Origin of the sequence: Coprococcus sp. AF51-11b1 (assembly GCF_027682785.1) — a bacterium.
In the GTDB taxonomy this organism is placed as follows: Bacteria; Bacillota; Clostridia; order Lachnospirales; family Lachnospiraceae; genus Allocoprococcus; species Allocoprococcus comes.
Genome location: NZ_JAQCZB010000012.1, coordinates 47101 through 65869, shown reverse-complemented (window position 1 = coordinate 65869; position 18769 = coordinate 47101). Strand labels below are relative to the sequence as shown.

The 18769-nt window shown below is 42.5% G+C and carries 18 protein-coding genes; 16 read left to right on the top strand and 2 right to left on the bottom strand.

Annotation, left to right across the window (positions count from 1 at the left end; all coding sequences use genetic code 11):
* Positions 1 to 121: 121 nt before the first annotated feature.
* The 9 genes from codY (at position 122) to PGY05_RS12300 (ending at position 8074) form a co-directional block, all read left to right on the top strand.
* On the top strand, positions 122 to 904 hold the full coding sequence (gene codY, locus PGY05_RS12340; protein ID WP_022220379.1) for a GTP-sensing pleiotropic transcriptional regulator CodY: 783 nt from the start codon (positions 122 to 124) through the stop codon (positions 902 to 904).
* 87 nt (positions 905 to 991) lie between these two features.
* Positions 992 to 1297, top strand: coding sequence for a hypothetical protein (locus PGY05_RS12335; RefSeq protein ID WP_008375025.1), 306 nt, complete (start codon positions 992 to 994; stop codon positions 1295 to 1297).
* 118 nt (positions 1298 to 1415) lie between these two features.
* Positions 1416 to 1700: a co-chaperone GroES gene (locus tag PGY05_RS12330; RefSeq protein WP_022220380.1), complete on the top strand. Its 285-nt coding sequence runs from the start codon at positions 1416 to 1418 to the stop codon at positions 1698 to 1700.
* 83 nt (positions 1701 to 1783) lie between these two features.
* Positions 1784 to 3409, top strand: coding sequence for a chaperonin GroEL (gene groL / locus PGY05_RS12325; protein ID WP_008375030.1), 1626 nt, complete (start codon positions 1784 to 1786; stop codon positions 3407 to 3409).
* Between the two features lie 100 nt (positions 3410 to 3509).
* The gene (locus PGY05_RS12320; protein ID WP_055155625.1) at positions 3510 to 4001 is read left to right on the top strand and encodes a DUF6106 family protein; all 492 of its coding nucleotides are present in this window, start codon (positions 3510 to 3512) and stop codon (positions 3999 to 4001) included.
* A gap of 207 nt (positions 4002 to 4208) precedes the next feature.
* The gene (guaB, locus tag PGY05_RS12315) at positions 4209 to 5663 is read left to right on the top strand and encodes an IMP dehydrogenase (RefSeq protein ID WP_055155624.1); all 1455 of its coding nucleotides are present in this window, start codon (positions 4209 to 4211) and stop codon (positions 5661 to 5663) included.
* Between the two features lie 276 nt (positions 5664 to 5939).
* The gene (locus PGY05_RS12310; protein WP_055260590.1) at positions 5940 to 6668 is read left to right on the top strand and encodes a peptidoglycan recognition protein family protein; all 729 of its coding nucleotides are present in this window, start codon (positions 5940 to 5942) and stop codon (positions 6666 to 6668) included.
* Positions 6669 to 6774: 106 nt separating this feature from the next.
* Positions 6775 to 7566 (top strand): shikimate kinase, encoded by a 792-nt coding sequence (locus PGY05_RS12305; protein ID WP_022220383.1) that lies wholly within the window; start codon positions 6775 to 6777, stop codon positions 7564 to 7566.
* The gene (locus tag PGY05_RS12300; RefSeq protein ID WP_008375043.1) at positions 7559 to 8074 is read left to right on the top strand and encodes a YqeG family HAD IIIA-type phosphatase; all 516 of its coding nucleotides are present in this window, start codon (positions 7559 to 7561) and stop codon (positions 8072 to 8074) included. The genes PGY05_RS12305 and PGY05_RS12300 overlap by 8 nt, the downstream gene beginning before the upstream one ends.
* A 225-nt stretch (positions 8075 to 8299) precedes the next feature.
* Here the strand turns inward: PGY05_RS12300 and PGY05_RS12295 are convergent, their stop codons facing one another.
* Positions 8300 to 10300, bottom strand: coding sequence for an oxidoreductase (locus tag PGY05_RS12295; RefSeq protein ID WP_270476004.1), 2001 nt, complete (start codon positions 10298 to 10300; stop codon positions 8300 to 8302).
* Between the two features lie 396 nt (positions 10301 to 10696).
* Here PGY05_RS12295 and PGY05_RS12290 point away from each other — a divergent pair, with 396 nt between their 5' ends.
* Entirely contained in the window at positions 10697 to 11587 is an 891-nt protein-coding gene (locus PGY05_RS12290; protein WP_022220385.1) for a LysR family transcriptional regulator, read from the top strand.
* Here PGY05_RS12290 and PGY05_RS12285 read toward each other — a convergent pair.
* Positions 11584 to 12468 carry a LysR family transcriptional regulator gene (locus PGY05_RS12285; protein ID WP_173686547.1) on the bottom strand — a complete coding sequence of 295 codons (885 nt, stop codon included), beginning with the start codon at positions 12466 to 12468 and terminating at the stop codon, positions 11584 to 11586. The two genes, PGY05_RS12290 and PGY05_RS12285, sit on opposite strands and share 4 nt — an antisense overlap.
* A 223-nt stretch (positions 12469 to 12691) precedes the next feature.
* On the opposite strand from PGY05_RS12285, the gene PGY05_RS12280 reads away from it, so the two are divergent.
* From PGY05_RS12280 to PGY05_RS12255, 6 genes are all read left to right on the top strand, one after another.
* Entirely contained in the window at positions 12692 to 13570 is an 879-nt protein-coding gene (locus PGY05_RS12280) for a shikimate dehydrogenase (RefSeq protein WP_270476002.1), read from the top strand.
* A gap of 72 nt (positions 13571 to 13642) precedes the next feature.
* Positions 13643 to 14857: an MFS transporter gene (locus PGY05_RS12275; protein WP_008375049.1), complete on the top strand. Its 1215-nt coding sequence runs from the start codon at positions 13643 to 13645 to the stop codon at positions 14855 to 14857.
* Positions 14858 to 14875: 18 nt separating this feature from the next.
* Positions 14876 to 15640: a type I 3-dehydroquinate dehydratase gene (gene aroD, locus PGY05_RS12270; RefSeq protein ID WP_270476000.1), complete on the top strand. Its 765-nt coding sequence runs from the start codon at positions 14876 to 14878 to the stop codon at positions 15638 to 15640.
* 282 nt (positions 15641 to 15922) lie between these two features.
* Entirely contained in the window at positions 15923 to 16438 is a 516-nt protein-coding gene (locus tag PGY05_RS12265; RefSeq protein WP_022220386.1) for a TRAP transporter small permease, read from the top strand.
* Positions 16423 to 17712 carry a TRAP transporter large permease gene (locus PGY05_RS12260; protein ID WP_270475999.1) on the top strand — a complete coding sequence of 430 codons (1290 nt, stop codon included), beginning with the start codon at positions 16423 to 16425 and terminating at the stop codon, positions 17710 to 17712. The genes PGY05_RS12265 and PGY05_RS12260 overlap by 16 nt, the downstream gene beginning before the upstream one ends.
* Positions 17713 to 17723: 11 nt before the next feature.
* On the top strand, positions 17724 to 18731 hold the full coding sequence (locus PGY05_RS12255; protein ID WP_270475998.1) for a TRAP transporter substrate-binding protein: 1008 nt from the start codon (positions 17724 to 17726) through the stop codon (positions 18729 to 18731).
* Positions 18732 to 18769: the final 38 nt, after the last annotated feature.

Here is an 18769-nt window from a genome sequence, read left to right as displayed (position 1 = left end):
ATAATATATTTGTGTGCACATTTTTTTGACTAATTTGTGTGCATAATTTCAACAATATTTCATATTCGTGAAAAATGCGACCGGAAACGCACATTTTTAATAAAAATATATGGAGGCAGATATGAGCGTACAACTATTGGATAAAACAAGAAAAATTAACAAACTGTTGCACAATAATAATTCAAGCAAAGTTGTGTTTACAGATATCTGTGAAGTTCTGACAGAGATTCTGGCATCGAATGTACTGGTAGTCAGTAAGAAAGGAAAGGTACTCGGTGTCAGCACATGCGAAGGAGTCCCGGAGATCCATGAGCTTTTGCAGGACGAAGTGGGAGAACATATTGATCCGATGTTAAATGAACGTCTTCTAAGTATTCTTTCCACAAAAGAGAATGTTAATCTGCAGACACTTGGATTTACAGCTGATGTATCCCAGGGATATCAGGCGATCATTACTCCGATCAACATTGCAGGAGAGAGACTTGGAACTCTGTTTTTATACAGAAAAGAGTCCATGTACGAAATTGATGACATCATTTTGAGTGAGTACGGAACCACTGTCGTGGGACTTGAGATGCTCCGCTCTGTTAATGAAGAGAGTGCAGAAGAGACCAGAAAAGAACAGATCGTACAATCTGCGATCAGCACCCTTTCTTTCTCTGAGCTGGAAGCAATCATCCATATTTTTGATGAACTTAACGGAATGGAAGGGATTCTGGTGGCAAGCAAGATTGCAGACCGTGTGGGAATCACCCGTTCTGTAATTGTCAATGCACTCCGCAAATTTGAGAGTGCGGGTGTGATCGAATCCCGTTCATCTGGTATGAAAGGAACTTACATCAAGGTTGTGAATGATTACGTGTTCAAAGAACTGGATAAGATCAAAAAAGAAAAAATGAATTAAGGATAAAAGTAAAAGAGGGGTATCAGACAAATCTGATGCCCTTTTCTTTAACGGGGAATTATATTTGTAAAAAGGAGAGAAGAGAGCATGTATGATGGAGATAAAGCTGTACTTACGATGGTACAGTATCTGAAAGAAGATAAGGAAAAAGATGAGAATATTTATGAGGCAACAGTCATAGAATATCAGAAGGAGATGGAGCAGGTACATCTGATCCTGCGCTCAGGCAGTCTTTCTGATATTTCACTGGATGCAGTATATGAATGCCGGATCCGGACGATCACTTGTGAGACTGTGTGTACAGGGATGATAAAGGAGCGTTATGAGAACCGTGCAGGTATGATTCTGGTCCTGCAGGTGACGAATGGATTTTATGAAATAAATCTAAAGTAATTATAAAATTCAAAATCGAATGTTGACAAAAAAGAAAGAGAGTGCTATCTTATACCTAGAAAGTTTTTAGCACTCGATTTTATTGAGTGCTAACAATATAGAGTTAGGAGGAATTATAATGAAATTAGAACCATTAGCTGACAGAGTTGTATTAAAACAGTTAGTTGCAGAGGAGACTACCAAATCAGGAATCGTACTTCCTGGACAGTCAAAGGAAAAACCACAGCAGGCAGAAGTTGTTGCTGTAGGACCTGGCGGAGTTGTTGATGGAAAAGAAGTTACGATGAATGTTTCAGTAGGTGATAAAGTTATCTATTCCAAATATGCAGGTACAGAAGTAGAACTCGATGATGAAGAATACATCATTGTAAAACAGAATGATATTCTTGCAGTGATCAGATAATCCGGCAGGATATCATATACAGATAAAAATCAGATTTTCAGATTAGAACAGAATTTTATTTTTAAGAATCAGGAGTGATAGAAATGGCAAAGGAAATTAAATACGGAGCAGACGCAAGAAAGGCACTGGAAGCAGGTGTCAACAAACTTGCTGATACAGTAAGAGTAACAATCGGACCAAAAGGAAGAAACGTAGTTCTGGATAAATCATTCGGAGCACCGCTTATCACAAATGACGGTGTAACAATCGCAAAAGAAATCGAACTGGAAGATGCATTTGAAAATATGGGAGCACAGCTGATCCGTGAAGTTGCATCTAAGACCAACGATGTTGCAGGTGATGGTACAACAACAGCAACTGTTCTTGCACAGGCTATGGTACACGAAGGAATGAAGAACCTGGAAGCAGGTGCAAACCCGATCGTATTAAGAAAAGGTATGAAGAAAGCAACAGACTGTGCTGTAGAAGCTATCAAGAAGATGAGCAGCAAAGTTACAGGAAGAGAGCAGATTGCAAGAGTAGCAGCTATCTCAGCAAGTGATGACAGTGTTGGTGAGATGGTAGCAGAAGCTATGGACAAAGTTTCCAACGATGGCGTTATCACAATTGAAGAGTCAAAGACAATGAAGACAGAGCTTGACCTTGTAGAAGGTATGCAATTCGACCGTGGATATATTTCAGCATATATGTGCACTGATATGGAAAAGATGGAAGCAAATCTTGACGATCCATATATCCTGATCACAGACAAGAAGATTTCTAATATTCAGGAAATCCTTCCATTGCTGGAACAGATCGTACAGTCAGGAGCAAAACTTCTTATCGTAGCAGAAGATATCGAAGGAGAAGCTCTTACAACTCTGATCGTCAACAAACTGCGTGGAACATTCAATGTAGTTGCAGTAAAAGCACCTGGATATGGTGACAGAAGAAAAGCTATGCTGGAAGATATTGCAATCTTAACAGGCGGACAGGTAATCTCAGAAGAACTTGGTCTGGAACTGAAAGATACAACAATGGCACAGCTTGGACGTGCAAAATCTGTAAAAGTTCAGAAAGAGAATACAGTCATCGTTGATGGTATGGGTGATAAGGCTGCTCTGGAAGCCAGAATCGGACAGATTAAAGCTCAGATCGAAGAGACAACATCTGATTTTGATAAAGAAAAACTTCAGGAAAGACTTGCAAAACTCGCCGGCGGAGTTGCAGTTATCCGTGTAGGTGCTGCTACTGAGACAGAGATGAAAGAAGCAAAACTCCGTATGGAAGATGCTCTTAATGCAACAAGAGCAGCAGTAGAAGAAGGAATCATTGCAGGTGGTGGATCAGCATACATCCATGCATCAAAAGAAGTTGCCAAACTTGCAGAAACTCTGGAAGGTGATGAAAAGACAGGGGCAAAAGTAGTCCTCAAAGCTCTGGAAGCACCATTATTCCATATTTCAGCTAACGCAGGTCTTGAAGGCGCAGTTATCATCAACAAGGTAAGAGAAGCTGAACCGGGAAATGGCTTTGATGCTTACAATGAAGAATATGTAGATATGGTGAAAGCAGGTATCCTTGATCCTGCAAAAGTAACAAGAAGCGCACTGCAGAACGCTACAAGTGTTGCATCTACACTCCTTACAACAGAATCCGTTGTTGCTAACATCAAAGAAGATGCACCGGCTATGCCGGCAGGCGGAGCTCCGGGAATGGGCATGATGTAAGCTAAAAATATGATTTTTAGAAAACTCCTCAGAAGAGGAGTTTTCTTTTTATTATAAAAGTGTTACAATAGTTTTAATATATAAATTTGGAGGTTAGGATATGGGTGATTTTTACACAGAACAGCTGGTGAAGAGGCAGAAAGCATCTTCGACGACGCTGATCAAAGCAATACTTATCATACTTACTGTTCTGTCGGTCGTACTTATATTTATGATCCCATTCGGAATAATTGGTCCGGTGATCATGATCGCACTGGATGTTTTTTTGTTCCGGAGTATGGATGTTGAATATGAGTATTTATTTGTGAATGGGAGTCTTGATATTGATAAGATTATGGCAAAATCCCGTCGGAAAAATATGTTTTCCATGGAGATGACGGATCTTGAGATGATGGCACCTTCCGGTTCGCCGGAACTCAGACCTTATCAAGGACTGAAAGGAACCGATTACAGTTCAGGTATGCCGGGGGCAGATACATATGAGCTGATCGTTGTAAATAACGGGGAAAAGAAAAAAATTATTTTTGAGCCAAATAAGACAGTTTGTGAAGGACTGAAGATGCTGGCACCAAGAAAAGTATTTTGTAAATAATTCCCGAAAGACGTGCAGAAAAGCTTGCAGGTTCCGGGGTACAATTGCATCCAGAAAGACGGTTACGTAAAATTATCAGTGATCTGTAGAAATGTGATTGTCACGGACGGACGAATGTACTCGATAAAGGACTTGACATAGCATAGATTTATGCGTTATCATAGCAGATAATCAAAATTACAGACGAGAGAGAAAGGAAGAAAAATCATGGGAAAGATTATTGGAGAAGGAATCACCTTCGATGATGTACTTCTGGTACCTTCTTATTCAGAAGTAATTCCAAATCAGGTTGATTTATCAACTTATCTTACAAAGGGCATTAAGCTTAACATACCGATGATGAGTGCGGGAATGGACACTGTTACCGAACATCGTATGGCGATCGCTATGGCACGCCAGGGAGGTATCGGTATTATTCACAAGAATATGTCGATTGAACAGCAGGCAGAAGAAGTAGACAAGGTTAAGCGTTCTGAGAATGGTGTTATTACAGATCCATTCTATCTGTCGCCGGAGCATACACTGGCAGATGCTAATGAACTGATGGCGAAGTTCCGTATTTCCGGAGTTCCGATCACAGAGGGAAGAAAGCTGGTAGGTATCATTACGAACCGTGACCTCAAGTTTGAAGAAGATTTCTCCAAGAAGATCAAAGAATCCATGACAAGCGAAGGTCTTGTAACAGCACAGGAAGGTATCACCCTGGAAGAAGCAAAGAAGATCCTCGCAAAAGCAAGAAAAGAAAAACTTCCAATCGTAGACAAAGATTTTAACTTAAAAGGTCTGATCACAATTAAAGATATTGAGAAACAGATTAAATACCCACTGTCAGCAAAAGACGCGCAGGGAAGACTTCTGTGTGGTGCAGCGATCGGTATTACAGCGAACTGTCTTGAAAGAGCAGAAGCTCTTGTAAAAGCAAAAGTTGATGTAGTAGTACTTGATTCGGCACACGGACATTCAGCAAATGTACTTCGTACCGTAAGAATGATCAAGGATGCATTCCCGGATCTTCAGGTGATCGCAGGTAACGTTGCAACAGGAGAAGCAACAAAAGCGCTGATCGATGCAGGTGTTGATGCAGTAAAGGTTGGTATCGGACCTGGATCCATCTGTACAACCCGTATCGTAGCCGGTATCGGTGTACCACAGATCACAGCTGTTATGGACTGCTACGAAGCAGCAAAAGAGTCGGGAATTCCGATTATTGCAGATGGTGGTATTAAGTACTCAGGTGATATGACAAAGGCAATCGCAGCCGGAGCCAACGTATGTATGATGGGAAGTATCTTCGCAGGATGCGATGAGAGCCCGGGAACATTCGAACTCTATCAGGGAAGAAAATACAAAGTATATCGTGGAATGGGATCTATCGCAGCAATGGAGAACGGAAGCAAAGACAGATACTTCCAGACAGATGCGAAGAAGCTTGTACCGGAAGGCGTAGAAGGACGAGTTGCCTATAAAGGATCTGTAGAAGATACTGTATTCCAGTTAATGGGCGGTCTCCGTTCCGGAATGGGTTATTGTGGAGCACCAGACATCGAAACTCTCAAGACAACAGGACGTTTCGTAAAAATTTCTTCTGCATCCCTCAAAGAAAGCCATCCACACGACATCCACATCACAAAAGAAGCACCAAACTACAGCGTAGATGAATAAGATGCAAAATTAATCAAGAGAGAAGAATCATTTCCGTAAGAGAGACGATTCTTCTCTCTTACATTATCCAACTATTTTCAAACTTCACCCAAACCTTCAACAGTCAACTGAATCCAGCGGCAATTGTTTTTTCGGAGGGGTACACGTCCCCTTCCGACTACCTTAATAAAAAAATAATTATTTTTTCAACAATTTCTTACCATTTTATGATAGTCTGGATATAGTTGGGATTCCAACAGAAAATTTGCAAAAAACACAAAAGATTGAGATGACGAAATGAACCGAAGAAAGAAGAAAAACACCAGAGCCAACCTGTACAGGGGTGGCGATGGAAAAAGCTATTATGAGGCGAATAAGAGGCGCAGAATGAGCCGTTATATAAAGGTGGGAAGTACGATCCTGATCACACTGCTTCTTGCACTTTCTATTATGAAGATCAGTGGAAGAGGAATCTTTGCACAGAGAGCATACAGTGAGCTTTCTGATGAAGTGATCAGTGCCCAAAAGCCGGATATTGATGTAGAACTGTTAACTGTGAATGAATATTCAAGACCGGGACTTTCAACCAATGAGATTACCGGAATAGTCATTCATTACACTGCCAATCCTGGTTCGACAGCGATGGAGAACAGAGACTATTTTGAGGGACTGAAGGACAGTCACATTACGCAGGCAAGCAGTAATTTTGTAGTAGGACTGGACGGGGAAATCGTACAGTGCGTACCAACCTGGGAGGTTGCATATGCGTCCAATACACGGAATTTTGATACGGTGTCCATTGAGTGCTGTCATCCGGATGAGACCGGAAAGTTCAACGAGGCAACTTATAAGAGCATGGTACAACTTACAGCATGGCTGTGTGAAAAGTTTTCGCTGACAGAAGAAGATGTGATCCGACATTATGATATTACAGGGAAAATCTGTCCGAAATACTTTGTCGAAAATGAAGATGCTTGGAATCAGTTTAAAAGTGATGTAAAAGCGGTCCTGGATAACGCAAAATAAAAAATATCTATTGATTCACTTCCAAAGTGTCTGCTATAATGTTTTAATACAACGGGCAATTGAAGGCACCCGGAAAGCAGTAGAGTGAGAAACGAGGAATTGATAGATGAACGATTTGGAATTATACCGTGAAGAGCTTGCAAACTGTGATGCGAAGATCACAGAGGCATTAAAAGAAAGATATGCGATCATTGAAAAGATCATGGCATACAAAGAAGAGTATGGTATGCCGATCCTGCAGCCGGAACAGGAAGAAAAGCAGAAGAAGAGACTGATGTTCAGCCTTCACAATGATAAGCACAGAGACGAGATTTATGATGTATTTGAGCGTATCCAGCGCAACAGTAAGAAGATCCAGGCTAGAAAGCTTTTTGATTACAACATTGTCCTGATCGGGTTTATGGGAGCTGGAAAAAGTACGATCTCTGATTATCTTAGCACCATGTTTGCCATGGAAGTGGTTGAGATGGACCAGCTGATTGCAGAACGCGAAGGCATGAGTATTTCCGATATTTTTGAAACCTATGGGGAGGAATACTTCCGTAATATGGAAACCAATCTTCTGATCGAGATGCAGGAGAAGAAGAATGTGATCATTTCCTGTGGTGGTGGTGTGGCAATGCGTGAACGCAATGTCGCAGAGATGAAGAAAAATGGTCGTGTAGTACTCCTTACTGCACATCCACAGACCATTCTTGACCGTGTAAAAGACAGTGACGACAGACCGCTGCTCAATGGACACAAGAATGTAGAATATATCGAGCAGCTGATGGAAGCAAGAAGAGAAAAATACGAGGCGGCTGCAGATATCGTTGTAGATACAGATAACAAGACGGTTCTGCAGATCTGTGAAGATCTGATTCAGAAGCTTCTGGAAATGGATGAAAATCATGTTTAAGACCTTTTATCCGGACGAATATGTAGCGTCCACTTATGTACTGGATTTTGAAAAAATGTATCGGGAAGGCTGTCGTGGACTGGTATTTGACATTGACAATACGCTGGTTCCGCATGGAGCACCGGCAGATGAGAGAGCAATCTGTCTTTTTGACAGGCTGCGCAGCATCGGGTTTGATACATGCCTGATTTCCAATAACCAGGAACCACGTGTAAAGCCTTTTGCCGAAAAGGTGCAGAGCAAGTATGTGTTTAACGCGCATAAGCCTTCCACGAAGAATTATATAAAAGCCATGGAGCTGATGCAAACGGACAGAGGAAACACTGTATTTATCGGAGATCAGCTTTTTACGGATGTGTGGGGAGCGAAGCGTACCGGGATGAAGAGTATTCTGGTGAAGCCGATCAATCCAAAAGAAGAGATCCAGATTGTGCTGAAAAGATATCTGGAGAAGATTGTATTACATTTCTATAAAAAAGAGAACGAAAAGAGAATGTCCTGCAAGTAGGCAGGGCATTTTTTGATAAGAAATTCCGAAGGAACTTCCTATCAAATAAAAGGCACTGCGTGCCAAAGATGTGCACTCGCACGAAGATGAAGAATGTCGCAAGCGACTGCGCTCGGCGCGAAAATGTGCCTTGGCACATTCTTTTTAGTAAAGTAAATAGAAATCCCCCCGGTTCTCATAACGAGAACCAGGGGACATCAGGGGGAATATTATATTTACAAAATCTTATAAGTAATCATGTTTGGCAAGAACATTCAGGATATTACGTCCTTCTTCTGTACCTTCGATGATGCGGCGGGCACGTACACTGTCACCGATGTTCATGATTTCAACATCTTCATCTTCGAATTCTTTACGGACTGCATCGAGGATCGGAGCGTTTGCTCTCATACCAAGACATACAAATCCATAATCAAATAGCATTTCTTCTTCATTTCCTTCTGGCGTTTTAACAAGGAAGGAATCTGCTTTAACTTCAAGAAGAGCAGTATTCGGACACTGTTTTACACCATATTTATCCATCAGTGCAAAGGTTCCGACTTTGGATACCGGATCAATTCCGTTACCGATTACCGGCATCATTTCCACAATGCTTACATCAGCGCCACGTGGAGCAAAGAATTCTACTACGTCAAGACCTACGGCACCGCCACCGATAACAACGACTTTTTTACCTTTCAGATCTTCTGGATATTCCATAACATGGTTGATCATATTTGTAATAGAAGAAACTTTTCCGCCATCTTTGTCAATATTCTCATGAAGACCCTTGATCGGTGGAAGGAGCGGATTAGAACCGGTAGCATTTACAATAATGTTCGGGTTCATGCTTCTGATCATTTCAATCGTAGCTTCCGTGTTCTTGAAGATGAACAGGTTTTTCAGCTTGCTTGCGCGATGGATCAGATAGTTCGGGAAGTCAGCAAGTCTCTTCTTATCCGGGATCTTGGAGATCAGGGCGGCAAGTCCGCCGAGTTCTGGTTTCTTCTCGATCAGGAAAGTAGTGCATCCAACCTCGGCAGCTGTACATGCAGCTTCCAGTCCGGCAGTACCACCACCGATCACAACAACGTTGCAAGGCTTGTTGATTTTCTGCTTTTTGTAATCTTCGCCGCCATTTACAGACGGGTTAACAGTACAACGGATCGGACGGTTGATTCCGATACGGTGTCCTGCACATCCGATGTTACAAGAAATACATTTACGGATATCACATTCATCACCGAATTCTACTTTATTTACCCATTCCGGATCAGCGATCAGTCCACGTCCCATACCGATCAGGTCAGCATCGCCTCTTGCAAGAATATCTTCGGCAACCTGTGGGTTACGGATGTTGCCCATTGTCATACATGGTTTGCCGTAACGTTCTTTTACAGCTTTTGCCATATAAGAACGCCATCCATCCGGAAGGTAATTGGCATCAATCTGGTACTGAATGGATCCGTTCAGACCGGCAGATACGTCGAATACGTCAACTTCTTCCTGGAAGTACTGAAGGTAATCAAGACAGTCATCCAAAGTATTTCCGCCTTCCATAAATTCATCCGCACTGATACGAACAAAGATAGGGAAGAATGGTCCAACCTGTCTTCTAACTTCTTCAATAACAAGTTTTGCAAGTCTTGCACGGTTTTCCAAAGATCCGCCGAATTCGTCTGTTCTCTTATTTGTAAGAGGTGAAAGGAACTGGCTTATAAGGTAAGAATGTCCTGCGTGGATTTCTACAGCGTCAAACCCTGCGATCTGAGCACGTTTTGCGGCTTCACCGTATTTTTTTACAATATGCATGATTTCATCTTTTTCCAGTGGACGCGGGATTTCACCGCCTGCTTTTGAAGGAACATCAGAAGCAGAAACCGGCTGCATATTGATACGTGCTGACTGTGCAGAAGCACCGGCATGATTGATCTGGATTGCAATGCAGGATCCATGTTTGTGTACTGTTTCGCAAAGTTTGAAAAGTCTTGGAATGTAGTTATCCTGATCGATACGAAGCTGTGTGGTTCCGTTAGATCCCTGTGGAGAATCAACGCTGGCGTTCTCTACGATGAGAAGTCCTGTACCGCCTTTTGCACGCTGCTCGTAATAATTGATATGAAGAAAACTCATTTCACCATTCTGTTCACCGTAGTTAGTTCCCATTGGAGTCATGACGATACGGTTCTTGACCGTCATATGTTTGATGGTAAATGGCTCGAAAATGTGTTTGTATTTGCTTTTCATTAGAAATTCCTCCGTAAAAATGACTTAATAATCAAAATAAAATGATGTGAGTGTCAAAAGTAAATTTTGCCACTCACTGATGTAATCGGATTGCTCCATTGCTATGCAATTCCTGCAATCCTCAAAAAATCTTAGTCACACGAGGTTGTCTTATACCGGCTTGGGCGTACCGGTTTTTGTTAAACCCATTATAACTACAAAAAACTGAAAAATACAAATTGAAAATACATAGAAAAATAATAGAATATAACTATAGAAACAGCGAAAAAGATAAAAATAAAATTATACTAGGAAGACGGGAAGTGGAAAAAGATAGACAATTTAAACAAAACTATAGAATAATTAAATAATTTATGCTATGTTTAATATAAGAACAGGAAAGAGGGTGATGGTTTTATGAATCTGAATCAGTTGCATTACTTTGTGACACTAGCACATATAGAACACTATACCAGAGCGGCGGAAATGCTGTCCATTACGCAGCCAAGTCTCAGCCATGCCATAAGTATGCTGGAGCAGGAGCTTGAGACAAACCTGTTTGAAAAAAGAGGGCGTAACGTTGTACTGACAAAGTACGGAAAAGTATTTCTGGAATATGTAGAAGAAGCTTTAAAGATTCTGGACAGTGGTGTAAAAAAGACAAGGGCGTTGACAAGTGACACCGGCGGGGTGATCGATCTCGCATATATTTTTACGCTTGGAAGTGTATTTGTTCCACAGCTTGTAGGCGGTTTTTTGAAGGAACACGAAGACTGGGATGTGAATTTCCGTTTTTCTGTCGGAAATACGACAGAGATTATACAGGGGTTGAAAGAGGAGAAGTATGACATCGCTCTCTGCTCGCGAAAAGAAAAAGAATCCGGGATTGATTTTGTACCGATCGCTAAGGAAAAATTGGTTGTTGTTGTTCCAAGAGACCATGAGCTTGCCGGAAGAGGATCTGTTGATCTGAAGGAAACACTTCCTTATCCCCAGGTATATTTCACCAAGAACAGCGGGCTCAGACCGGTGATCGACCAGTTGTTTGAACAGACCGGAGGGACACCGAAGATAGCATATGAGATTCTGGAAGATGCATCGATGGCAGGTCTTGTGGCAGAAAATTTTGGAATTGCGGTAATGCCGGAGATTCCTATACTTAAAAATCTGAATGTAGATGTACTGGATATTGAGAATCCACCATACGAACGTTATATATATCTGGCGAAGCTGAAGGAAAAATATCTGGCGCCGGTTGTAAAAGAATTTATTGAATATGTAAAAGAAAGCAATGGGAAGGCACTTTAATAGGCCTTCCCATCTCTTTTGACAAACTGGATGAAACGTTTGACAGCGGGAATCTGGTATTTGTCGCGGATGTATCCCATATAAACGGTGTGGGTAAGGTCTGCATCGGCAAGCGGGAGTACGGTTACATTTGCCTGATCAACCGCATCGACCCTGGCAACCAGGGCGATTCCGAAATCTTCGGCAACCAGGGCAGCAATTGCGTTTTCATCCGGACACTCACAGACGATGTTTACCTTCAGCTTCTTTTCTTTATAGAAGTTACGGGTGAAGCCACCGAGTCCGGAATAGCGGTCATACCCGATCAGAGGATAGTCAGTAAGGTCACTGCAACAGACGGATTCTTTCTGGACAAGAGGATGTTCTTTTGGAGTAATTACAACCATATTCTGGTTCAGAATGGGTACAAAGGAAATATCCGGTTCATCCGCAACGAAAGAACCAAAGATCACATCGTGGCGGTCGGATTTGAGCCCCTGGATCATATCTGCAGTGTGCGTTTGGTTAAAATTGAAGGTTACATGCTTGTTGCGGTCTATATCCAGGAAGGATCGCACTGTATGCGGAATATAGTAGTTTGCCAGCGGAAATACATAGGCGATATCAATATGTCCACCGCTTCCGGCAAGCTGCTTCATCTTATGCTCGGCAATATGTACCTCCTCGAGGATCCGGTTGACATGTTCCAGGAAGACGCGGCCGGATTTGGTGAGGACAACATTGCGTCCCTGATGTTCAAAAAGCATCAGTCCAAGTTCTTCTTCCAGAAGCGACATGGACCGGCTGAGGCTTGGCTGGGAGATCTTAAGTACTTCTGCAGCCTGTCGGAAATGCTGCAGGGTTGCTACTTTTTGGAAATATTCAAGCTGATTTAGCGTCATGGTAAAAAATCCTTTCTATATTATATAAAATAATCATACCATAACTGATGCCAAAAAGCTATCAAAAACACACATAAGATATATTTGAACTATCAAATGATATCGTCTATAATTTAACTATCAAGAGGTTGTTTAAAAATTAACAAAAATTGGGCAAACGTTAAAAACATTCTCAAAGAACAAAGAAATAAATTTCGATGGAAGAAGAAAAGGAGAACAAATCATGGCAGAGAGAATTACAGGACACACAGAACTTATCGGACTTATGGCTTATCCAATCAGACATTCAAGCTCACCGGCAATGCATAATGAAGCATTTGCTTACCTTGGACTGGATTATGCTTACCTTGCATTTGAAGTTGACAACAGCACACTGGAAGATGCAGTAAAAGGACTTCGTGCTCTGAAAATGGTAGGATCTAACGTGTCTATGCCAAATAAAACAGTTGTTGGACAGTATCTGGACAAATTATCTCTGGCAGCAGAGCTTTGTGGAGCAGTTAACACAATCGTAAATGAAGATGGTGTTTTAACAGGACACATCACAGACGGCATCGGATTCATGCAGGCATTAAAAGATAACGATATCGATGTGATCGGAAAGAAGATGACAATCGCAGGCGCAGGCGGAGCTGCTACAGCAATTGAAATCCAGGCTGCACTTGACGGCGTAAAAGAAATCTCTATTTTCAATATTCATGATAAATTCTGGGCAAATGCTGAAGAAACAGTAAGAAAGATCAATGAAAAGACAAATTGCAAAGCTACTCTTTACGATCTGGATGACAAAGAAAAATTAAGAGAAGAAATGAACGATTCATACATCTTCGTAAACGGAACAGGTGTTGGTATGAAACCACTGGAAGGAATGTCAGTTGTACCGGATAAATCATTCTTCCGTCCGGAACTTATTGTTATTGATGTTCCTTACTCACCACTGGAAACAAAGATGCGTTCTATGGCAAAAGAAGTTGGATGTAAGACAATGAACGGTCTTGGAATGATGTTATTCCAGGGAGCAGCAGCATTCAAACTCTGGACAGGAAAAGAAATGCCGATCGAACACATGAAAGAAGTATTAAACATCAGATACGATGATTAATACCTGGCAGGCTTGTATTGAATTTAAGAAGAAATCGAAAAAATTTGAAAAACAGGAATGTGAGGAAAAGAGATGAATAAGAAATACATACCCAGCGCCCTGATCCTTTATTTAAACTACTTTATCCACGGTGTCGGATGTTCCATCCTTGGACAGGCAGTCATCAAGGAAGCACTTGCTGCTTCCTGGGGCGTAGAAGTTATGGCAATCACTGCAATTTCAGCAGCACTCGGACTTGGACGTCTGATCGCGCTTCCGTTCGCCGGACCGCTTTCTGACAAACTCGGACGTCGTATTTCAACAGCGATCGGTAGTGGATCCTATGCAATCTACCTGATTGGACTTGCACTTGCATTTAATGCAGGAACAAATGGTGGATACCAGATCGCATATATCTGTGCAATCGTTGGTGGTATCGCAAACTCTTTCCTGGATACAGGAATTTACCCGGCTGTTTCAGAAATCATTTACAAAGCACCGGGCGTTGCAACTATGGGGATCAAATTCTTTATTTCTGTATCGCAGATGCTTTTACCGTTCGTACTTGGTGTAACTGTCGCTACAACAGCAACAGGAGCAACCTCTTACAACACACTGTTCTATGCATGTGGAATTGCTTATCTTGTACTTCTGGTACTGGTTATGATCTTCCCACTCCCGGATACAGATCAGAAAGCAGCGGGAAAGAAAGAAGGTCTGATCGACAGCTTAAAGCATACCCATTTCTCTGTAGAATCCATCGCAATGATCCTGATCGGATTCACATGTACAGGTACCTTCCAGTTATGGCTGAACTGTGCACAGAACTTTGCAAAAGAGAATGTTGGCTGGGCTGATCCGTCCATCATGCAGACATACTATTCAGCAGGAACAATGCTTGCACTCGTTGTAACTGCACTTTTAACAAGAAAGATCAAAGACGTAAGATTTATCCTGGGATACCCGGTAATCTGTCTTGTAACAATGATCGCTGTTCTGGTTGGAAAGAGCCAGACACTTATGATTGCAGGTGCATTCCTGATCGGATGGGCAGGAGCAGGCGGACTTCTTCAGATCGCAACTTCTGTATGCAACATGCTTTTCCCGAAGATCAAAGGAACTGTAACAGCACTTGTTATGATCGCATCTTCCCTGTGTAACTACACCATCCTTACAGCAGCATCCAAAATGCAGCCGTCACAGGTTATGGTTATGAATATCGTTCTTACAGCAGTTGGAGTCCTTCTTGGATTATTTGTAAACTTACGTTATACTAAGATGGTAGAACAGGCTCAGGCTGACAACTAGAAAAAGGAGAAAACAGACATGAGTAAATATGTAGAAGTTCGTGGCGTTAAGATCGGTGAAGGAGTACCGAAAATCTGTGTACCGATCGTCGGAAAGACAAAAGAAGAAATTCTTGCAGCAGCAAGATCTTTTGAGGATGTTGCGCTTGATGTTGTAGAATGGCGTGTAGACTGGTTCGAAGGTGTATTTGACTTCGCACAGGTTGAAGATGTATTAAAAGACCTTCGTCCGGCACTTGGCGAAACTCCGATTCTTTTCACATTCCGTACTTCTAAAGAAGGCGGCGAAAAAGCAATCGAAGCTGACGCATATGCAGAGCTGAACAAGAAAGCCGCAGCAACAGGACTGGTTGACCTTGTGGATGTAGAAGCATTTACAGGGGACGAAGTTGTAAAAGATATCATCGAAGGCGCGCATGCACACGGCGTAAAAGTCGTTGCATCCAACCATGACTTCGATAAGACACCGGACAAAGACGATATCGTAGGACACCTTGTGAAAATGCAGGAACTCGGCGCAGATATCCCAAAAATTGCAGTAATGCCACAGTGCAAAAAGGATGTACTTACACTTCTTGAAGCAACACGTGAAATGGCAGAAGAACATGCAGACCGTCCGATCATTACAATGTCTATGGCAGGAACCGGACTGATCAGTCGCCTGTGCGGTGAAGTATTCGGTTCAGCACTTACTTTCGGGGCAGTAGGAAAGGCTTCTGCACCTGGACAGATGAATGCATCAGATTTAAGAGAAATCCTGACTCTGATCGATAAGAGCATCTAGTGAAGAAACATCCGGAGAAGTCCTGTGGCGGATCCGTTATGTTTAACCTGAATGAAGAGTGAAAAAGGCAGGATAAAGACCCGCAGTCATACCGGGGATTCCGGTGGATTGCGGGCCTTTATCATATTCTGGTTTTGTTAAAAAACTAACCGATTTCTGAAAGTGAAAAAATTATAGAAAATTTTGCTATTTAAAGAGATAAAAGCAAATAGAAAAAATAGACAAATTCTTCGGTAATTGATATCATTTTTGTATGATTACATGAATGGAGGGCAAATGAGAATGAAGAAAACAGTAATCTGGCTGGATAACTATCTGGAAGAATTTTTTATGGTGATAAGCCTGATCCTGATGACAGTGATCATGGGGATCCAGGTGTTTTCCAGATATGTACTCGGCTCAGCGCCGTCCTGGTCGGAGGAGATTACCCGTTACCTGTTTGTATGGTCGGGATTTTTGAGCGTCAGCTATTGCACAAAAAAATGTATTTCCATTAAGATCGAACAGTTTGTGTCAATTTTCCCACGAAGAGGGAAGGCACTTTTTAAACTGGTCAACCATACCTTTGAACTGATGGTATTTCTTTACCTGATACCGTTTGCGTTTAAGTATATGATGTCAGCAGTAGAGAGCGGACAGGTAAGTCCGGCGTGCCACATCCCGATGTATTATGTGCAGGCAGCACCGCTTGCAAGTTTTATCCTGGTAGCGATCCGTATTATCCAGCGGTGGTTTGCAGAATTAAAAGTAGTAAGAGAAAAAGATGAGAAAGGAGAAAAAGCATGCCGGCAGCAGTAGTATTTATCTTATTTGTAATCTGTCTGATCATTGCCATTCCGGTATCGATCGCGCTTACAATCGCTTCGGTCCTTCCAGGTGCTTTTGATCCATCCTTCACAGCCAGCGGACAGTTTGTGATCCGTTCTATGCTGGGAGGAATTGACAGCTTTCCGCTCCTTGCGGTTCCGATGTTCGTACTTTCAGGAATCATCATGGCAAGAGGCGGCATTTCCAAAAAATTATTTGATGTATTTTCCTATTTTCTTGGAAATCTGACAGCGGGTCTGCCGTGCGCGGTCATTGTAACCTGTCTGTTTTATGGTGCAATCTCAGGCTCCGGACCGGCGACGGTTGCAGCAGTCGGAAGTATGACGATCCCGATTCTGATCGAGCTTGGATACGATAAGGATTTTTCCGCGGCAATCGTAGCCGTGGCAGGTGGTCTTGGAGTTATTATTCCACCAAGTATTCCGTTTGTCATGTTCGGAAGTGCTTCCGGTGAATCAGTAAGTGACCTGTTTATCGCAGGGATCATTCCGGGACTTCTGATCGGCGGACTTCTGATGGTTTATGCAGTTTATTACTGTAAAAAGAATGGAGAGGACAAAGAAAAGATTCAGAAAGTAGTCGGGGAACTTCATGAGAAAGGACTTCTGAAGGTTTTAAAAGAAAGCTTCTGGGCACTTTTGAGTCCGGTTATCATTCTGGGATGCATCTATTCCGGAATCGCATCGCCGACAGAAGCGGCAGTCATTTCGGTATTTTATGCACTGATTGTCAGCCTGTTTATTTATAAGACGATGACGTTTAAAGATATCTGGCCGGCACTGGTGGAAGGCGTGCGCACCTATGCACCGATCATGTTTATCCTTGCAGCATCGATAGCATTTTCAAGAGTTCTGACTCTGATGCAGATCCCACAGATGGTAAGCACCTGGATCCTGACGCACTTTACCAATAAGATCGTCCTGCTTCTGGTGATCAATGTATTCCTTCTGATCGTGGGAATGGTCATGGATACAACACCGGCAATCTTGATCCTGACACCGATCCTTCTGCCGATTGTAACAGCAGTCGGTATGAATCCGATCCACTTTGGAATCATGATGGTTGTCAACCTTGCAATCGGATTTGTAACACCGCCGATCGGAGTCAATCTGTTTGTGGCAAGCTCGCTTACAGATATCCCGATCATGCGGATTTCCAAACATGCGATGCCAATGATCGGCTACTTCCTTGTTGCGCTTTTGTTAATTACATTTATCCCGGCGATCAGCCTGGCACTGATATAGGAGGTAGCAGCATGAAGAAAGCAGTAAGAATGGCGGTAGCGGCAGGAATGTGTGCGGCACTTACACTCAGTGCGGGGTGTCAGAAAAAGACGGTTGCGGATGATGAAGTACAGCGATATGCATGGCCGCTTGCAACGGCGAGTCCGGAGGATACCGTAACACAGATCTATGCAGAAAAATTTGCGGAAGAAGTAGAAGAATTAAGTGATGGCAAGATGAAGATCCAGGTCTATCCGAACGGTACGATCGGAGGGGACAGGGAGCTTCTGGAGAGCTGTAAGGATGGGGACATTCCGTTTGTGATCCAGAATACCGCACCGCAGGTAACCTTCATGCCGGACCTTGCGGTGTTTGATATTCCTTGCCGATTCAGTACGATTGATGAAGTACGTGAAAAGGTAGATGATCCGGAGTTCTATGGGCTTCTGGAGGATGTCTATGAGAATGGCGGATATAAGCTCCTTGGCTATGCAGACCAGGGATTCCGTGTTATGTCAACGAATAAAATGGTCGAATCATTGGCTGATTTTAAAGGACAGAAGATCCGTACCATGGAGAATTCCTACCATATGGATTTCTGGAAAAAACTGAAAGCATCTCCGACACCGATGAGTTTCAGTGAGGTGTATATCGGGCTGCAGCAGGGAACCATTGATGCCCAGGAGAATCCATACGAGGTTATCGTATCTAACAAGCTTTATGAACAGCAGGATTATGTGGTGGAAACCAATCATCTGCCGCATCTGATCTCTCTGATCGTCAGTGATGAATTTTTTCAGGATCTGCCGGAAGATAAGCAGGCAATCCTTGTAGAAGCTGCTGAGATCGCCAAAGAAGAGGCTCGCCAGGCATCGGATGACCGGATTGCAGACAAGATCAAAGTAATTGAGGACAGTGGAACACAGATTGTTACACTTAGTGATGAACTGAGAGCAGAAATCCGTGAGGCAGTGCAGCCGGTTTACGATGAAATCGAGAAAAATGTGGATAAAAAACTCTATAATGCCTATATGAAATAGCAAAAAAATACGGAAAATCAGGGAAATCTGTAATTGAT